Origin of the sequence: Microbacterium sp. ISL-103, assembly GCF_018613995.1 — a bacterium.
GTDB lineage: Bacteria > Actinomycetota > Actinomycetes > Actinomycetales > Microbacteriaceae > Microbacterium.
This window is the reverse complement of the sequence record NZ_JAGGPD010000477.1, coordinates 1-5,259: the sequence shown is the minus strand read 5'-3', so window position 1 is coordinate 5,259 and position 5,259 is coordinate 1. Positions and strand designations below refer to the sequence as shown.

5 protein-coding genes and 1 pseudogene are annotated in these 5,259 nt (G+C 63.6%); 2 read left to right on the top strand and 4 right to left on the bottom strand.

The window, feature by feature from the left end; genetic code table 11:
• The 4 genes from J7E68_RS16235 to J7E68_RS16220 all read right to left on the bottom strand — a co-directional run.
• On the bottom strand, positions 1-631 hold a 631-nt coding region (locus J7E68_RS16235), incomplete at its 3' end, for a cation diffusion facilitator family transporter (protein ID WP_215174339.1).
• Between the two features lie 9 nt (positions 632-640).
• Positions 641-1,627, bottom strand: coding sequence for an NAD(P)/FAD-dependent oxidoreductase (locus J7E68_RS16230; RefSeq protein ID WP_215174340.1), 987 nt, complete (start codon positions 1,625-1,627; stop codon positions 641-643).
• On the bottom strand, positions 1,627-2,292 hold the full coding sequence (locus J7E68_RS16225) for a thioredoxin domain-containing protein (protein ID WP_215174337.1): 666 nt from the start codon (positions 2,290-2,292) through the stop codon (positions 1,627-1,629). The genes J7E68_RS16230 and J7E68_RS16225 overlap by 1 nt, the downstream gene beginning before the upstream one ends.
• A gap of 615 nt (positions 2,293-2,907) precedes the next feature.
• Entirely contained in the window at positions 2,908-3,912 is a 1,005-nt protein-coding gene (locus J7E68_RS16220; RefSeq protein ID WP_215174335.1) for a hypothetical protein, read from the bottom strand.
• Between the two features lie 129 nt (positions 3,913-4,041).
• Here J7E68_RS16220 and J7E68_RS16215 point away from each other — a divergent pair, with 129 nt between their 5' ends.
• Together J7E68_RS16215 and J7E68_RS16210 are read left to right on the top strand one after the other, a co-directional pair.
• Complete coding sequence (locus tag J7E68_RS16215) at positions 4,042-4,401, top strand: metalloregulator ArsR/SmtB family transcription factor (RefSeq protein ID WP_215174333.1); 360 nt, start codon at positions 4,042-4,044, stop codon at positions 4,399-4,401.
• Positions 4,398-5,259, top strand: a pseudogene (locus J7E68_RS16210) (cation-transporting P-type ATPase); the annotation flags it as partial. The gene J7E68_RS16215 and the pseudogene J7E68_RS16210, both read left to right, overlap by 4 nt.

Here is a 5,259-nt window from a genome sequence, read left to right as displayed (position 1 = left end):
CCAACAGCACCCGAGCGGATGCTCGCAACAGGATAAGAGTGCGGGGAATGATGAGCAGCGCGATCAAGACGCCCGCGACGGCGTCCGCCTGATACCAACCGAAAACGGCGATGAGGATGGCGCTGGCGATGACCCCGACGGAACCGAGGGCATCGTTGACGACCTCGAGGAACGCGGCGCGCATGTTGAGACTGCGTCCGCGGCCGCTGAACAATACGAGCATGGAGGCGATGTTGGCGACGAGACCGACGATGCCGAAGAACAGCAGACTCCCCGATGCGATCTCAGGGGGCTCGAACAGCCGCCGTACGCCTTCCACGAGCGCGAAGATGCCCACCCCGAGCAGCAAAGTTGCTTGAGCGAGCGCACCGAGAACCTCCGTGCGTCGAAGACCGAAGGTGTACTTGGGAGTCGGGGGACGATTCATCAGATGCGCAGCGGTGACGGCCATCGCCAACCCGACGACATCGGTGAGCATGTGCGCCGCATCAACAAGCAGTGCGAGGCTGCCTGTGATGATTGCGCCGATCACTTCGACGATGAAGACCGAAGAGGTGATCGCGAACGCGATGACCAGGCGATTGCGGGGAGTGGCGTCACCGATACCGTGACTGTGCCCTGTTTCTGTCATGGTGCTCCTTTACGGCCGTCCAACGATGTGCCGGGCGACGATCGCCGCATCACGACCCGCCCCAGCGAGGGTGCCCGCATCTGCCCGGGAGTAACGCGGCATGCCAACAGTGAACAGTCCCGGGATGCGTGCACTGACGTGCAAAGGCTGCCCGGGCGGCTCCGAATCGGGCAGCCATGCGTCCGCCGGCCTGTACCCGGTCGCAAGGATCACGGAATGCGGCTTCACGGACGCCCCATCGGCGAACATCACGGTGTCTCCGTGTACCTCCGTCACGGCGGCGGCATGAGTGACGTCTGTCGAAGCTACGCGGGGGCGTGACTCAGACATCGGACCCCGACGTCGCAGCCTCGACCAGATGGGCCGCTCCGACACCTCTGAGGATTCCGCTCGAGTGGAGAGGGTGACGTCGTGGGAGGAAGCGAGCTCTTCTGCAATCTCCACTCCGCTGAGTCCACCGCCAACGATCAACACGCGGCCGGGAGGTATCTGGGCGGGACAGAGGTACTGGCTGGAATGCAGCACAACACCGGGTACTGCCAGTTCCAGGCGCCAGCCCGGCACGCGCGGCACCGCGGCAGCTCCCGTTGCACAGACCACATTTCGGGTTTGCACTTCCCCGGCGGAGGTCGACAGATGCAGTGTGGATCCGTCGCCCAACCGGGTGATTCCAAGAGCACGAGTGCCCCATACGGTCTTCACACCGAGGGCGTTCTCCACCGAAGACAGGTAATCGGACATCTCATCCTTACTCGGATAACGGTCTCCATCGCCCGGGAAAGGAAACCCGCGGACGACACTGTGGCGGGCCGCGCTGCGTAGCTTCATCGACTGCCACCGTGTGGCCCAGCTTCGTCGACCGGGAGGTGCAGAATCGATGATCACGAAGTCCTTCTGCGGCTCAAGCCCGGAGGACCTGAGTGCGGCGGCTGTCGCCAACCCGGAGTGCCCGGCGCCGACGATGATGACGCGACGGTGCGATAGCGAACGCGCCATCATTCAGCACCGTTCACCGCGGCTTCAATGGTGTCCTCCAGGTCAGTCCACGTCTCCAGCACGACAGGCTCCCCATCGATGAAGAACGAGGGGGTACTGCTGACACCGAGCTGCTCACCCTCGTCTAGATCGAACTGGACCCGTTCTGCAGTCGCCGGATCAGCGACCGCATCATCGAACGCGGCCATATCCAATCCGAGTTCCTCCGCAAATCCCCGGAACAGGTCCGCACGAGACTCTTGAGCCTCACCCCATTGAGACTGCGTCTCGAACAGGCGGTGATACATCTCTTCCAGCCGTCCCTGCTGCGCTGCGGCTTCGGCAGCGATCGCGGCATTCTTCGAGTTGAGATGACCCGGCAACGGGAAGTAGCGGATCACGTACGTGATCTCGCCATCGAACTTGCCACGGAGATCCTCGACGAGGGGATAAAAAGCACCGCAGGCCTCGCACTCGAAATCGAGGAACTCGACCACCGTCACCGCCCCATCTCCTCCGTCATCGAGGACATGCGAGTTCTCACGGACGACCTGTGGACCATCAGCGGCCCCCGTCTCGGGTGCGGCAGCTCGACTCTGATTGACAAGGACGAACACCAGCGCAACGATCAGCAACACCACGGCGAGAGCCACGGTGACAAGTACCGCTTTCATAGAAGATTTCATAGACACTCCAGACACACACACACAACGAACGAGGACGACCAGGGGAGCGCCATCGAAGAGATGGCGCCGCCAGGATCAGGTTCGCGACAGAGAAAGCTGTGTGAGAGAAGGAGGCAATACGAACAGGCGCCCCGTCATGGCCGCCAGTGATGGTGCGCGCGGCAAACGTTCACGAACGCGAGAAGAGGGGGCGTGACGGCGGAAGATCCGCGTGACGATGAGCACCAAGAAGCAGCAGAGGATACCCAAGAGGCACCCGGCGACGCCGATCATGATGTCGTTCGCAGTATCCCCAGCCACGACATGTTCCGCAGTTGCGCCGACACCGATTTCACCGGAACCAGCGGAGTCCTGGCCGACAGAAGGCGTCCCTAGTGACGACGAGGATGTCGTGCTCAGATACGGAGTCGTATCTGTCACGTCACGATGGCCGCCCGGCCATGCTCCGACAACGAGAAGTAGCGCCAGCCCGAGGGCTGTAATGATCTTCGTTATCAGGAACTCGTCGGCTCGGCTAACGCATTTGTGAGCGCGACCGTGGACGACCATGACCTCAGGATGGTACCAGCCCCACCAATCAAGTCTTCTTGCGAACCCGTGAGCCACGCGCCCGTTCTACGGGCGAAGCGAGAAAGCCTTGGGACGTCCGCTGAGCCAGCCCATCACCCATTCAACTGGACCAGTTCCAACAAACCGCCACCACAACCAACCCGCCCCGATCATGCCCGGAACGATCACCAGCCAGCCCAAGTAGAAGTTCTCGGCAGGGCGGCCATACGCGTTACTCCAGAGTGCGATGAGACCGCCGTGCAGCAAGTACGGGGACAACGCCACCTGACCGCACGCGCACAGGGGAACAAAGACAGCACCCCAAAAACGCTCTGCATGCTCCCGCCTCACCGTAGCCCCCAGCACAACGCAGACGTAGACGGCGAACACCAAGCCAATATCCCTCAGAGAGTCCAGGTAGTCCCCCGATAACACCGTGCCGAAGCGCTGCCCGAAACCCCAGGCAAGATACGCCAACAGCGCCACAGCCGCCATGATCCACAACAAGCGATCGCGTTTCAAGCCGTGACGGATCAACAGGGCACCGATGAGGAACATCGGCAACAGGTTGACCACCCGATACTGAGGGCCCAGGAACATCCAGGTCATGACCTCACGCACGGGCGGCGGCGCGGTGTAGACCCAAATCCAGGTGCGTGCGACGCTCAGCAATGGCTGACTGGCCAGGACAAGGACCGCTGTCGCGGCGATCACGACCGAGCTGCGCAGGAGTAGAAGGGGCGCGCCGAGGATGATGAGCAGCCCGAGATAGCTCAGGATGACCGCCAGCCAGGAGCCCCACGTGGCCATCCACACACCCAGGACGATGAGGAACAGGCCACGCAGAGCCTGTTGCAGCAACGTCACCCCCGCAGCGCCGCCGCGTCTCCACACAAGCTCCGCCGACATGCCCATGACGAGTGCGAAGAGCGGCGACGCGACACTACTGAAGTTCGCCGTGACGAATTGCACCGCCCACGGTGCGTTCGGCACGAACGGAGCAGCGTGCGCGATGAGCATCGCGACAATCGCGAACCCGCGGAGCGCGTCCGGAACCAGAAGACGGCTCATGTCAGAGACGCGTCGAGCTCGCCTGTGCATTCTGGGCGGCAGCGTTCTTTCGGGCTCGAAGACCATGCCCTGAGGGCATTGGCTTGACCGCATAGGAAATAGGTCAGCGGAGACTGTATAGTTCAGCTTATGCTGACCATTGCTTCTCGTCTTGACGTCATGAACCGGCTCGGCCGCGCCATGGCTGATCCTACGCGTTCTCGGATTCTCATGACTCTGCTCGGTGGCCCGAGCTACCCCGCAGTCCTGTCCCGTGAGCTAGAGCTGACGCGCTCCAACGTGTCGAACCATCTCACCTGCCTGCGTGACTGCGGGATCGTTGTCGCCGAGCCTGAGGGCCGGCAAACCCGCTACGAGATCGCCGACCCTCCTCTCGCCGCGGCCCTCCTCGCGCTTGTGGATGTGACGCTGGCTGTGGACGAGCACGCGCCGTGTGTGGACTCGGCCTGCACGGTGCCGGGCTGCTGCGGAGCAGGGGCTGACGCGTGAGCGCGGCGTGCGGCTGCGAGCACGAGTCCGCCGCCCCGGCGGGAGAGGAACACGAAGAGGCTGAGCGGCCGTGGTGGAGGGACCGCGGGATCATGGTGCCGGTCCTTTCCGGCGTTGCGTTCCTCGTCGGCCTGATCCTCGAGTGGTCCGGCCTCGAGATTCCGGCGCTCGTGCTGTTCTGGGCCGGTCTGCTGCTGGGTGCGTCGACGTTCACGCCTGGCGCGATACGAAAGCTGTTCAAGGGCAAGCTCGGCATCGGACTGCTGATGACCATCAGCGCCATCGGTGCAGTCGTCCTCGGATACGTCGAGGAGGCCGCGGCTCTGGCGTTCCTGTACTCGATCGCTGAGGCGCTCGAAGACAAGGCGATGGACCGGGCCCGCGGGGGGCTACGGGCGCTCCTGAAGCTCGTCCCGGAAACAGCGACCGTGCTGCAGGGCGGCAACGCTGTGCAGGTGCAAGCGAGAGAGCTTATGGTCGGTCAGGTCATGGTGGTCCGCCCGGGCGAGCGGATCGCAACGGATGGGATCGTCCGCTCCGGTCGCTCCAGCCTGGACACCTCGGCGATCACTGGGGAGTCGATCCCGGTCGAGGTCCAGCCTGGCGATGTTGTGTCGGCCGGCGCGATCAACAGCGCCGGCGCGCTGGAGGTCGAAACGACGGCTGCGGGCACCGACAACTCGCTCACCACGATCGTCGAACTGGTAGAGAAAGCACAGACCGAGAAGGGCGAGCGTGCTCGTCTCGCGGACAGGATCGCCCGCCCGCTGGTGCCCGGCGTGCTGATCCTCGCAGCGCTTGTCGCGATCCTCGGTTCGCTGCCGGGCGACCCCGCGGTGTGGATCCCCCGCCCGCCCG

What these genes read in the sequence shown, in the direction of transcription:
- J7E68_RS16215 (WP_215174333.1), top strand. Translation starts at nt 4,042, where the DNA reads ATGCTGACCATTGCTTCTCGTCTTGACGTCATGAACCGGCTCGGCCGC.
- J7E68_RS16230 (WP_215174340.1), bottom strand. Translation starts at nt 1,627, where the DNA reads ATGGCGCGTTCGCTATCGCACCGTCGCGTCATCATCGTCGGCGCCGGG.
- J7E68_RS16220 (WP_215174335.1), bottom strand. Translation starts at nt 3,912, where the DNA reads ATGAGCCGTCTTCTGGTTCCGGACGCGCTCCGCGGGTTCGCGATTGTC.
- J7E68_RS16225 (WP_215174337.1), bottom strand. Translation starts at nt 2,292, where the DNA reads ATGAAATCTTCTATGAAAGCGGTACTTGTCACCGTGGCTCTCGCCGTG.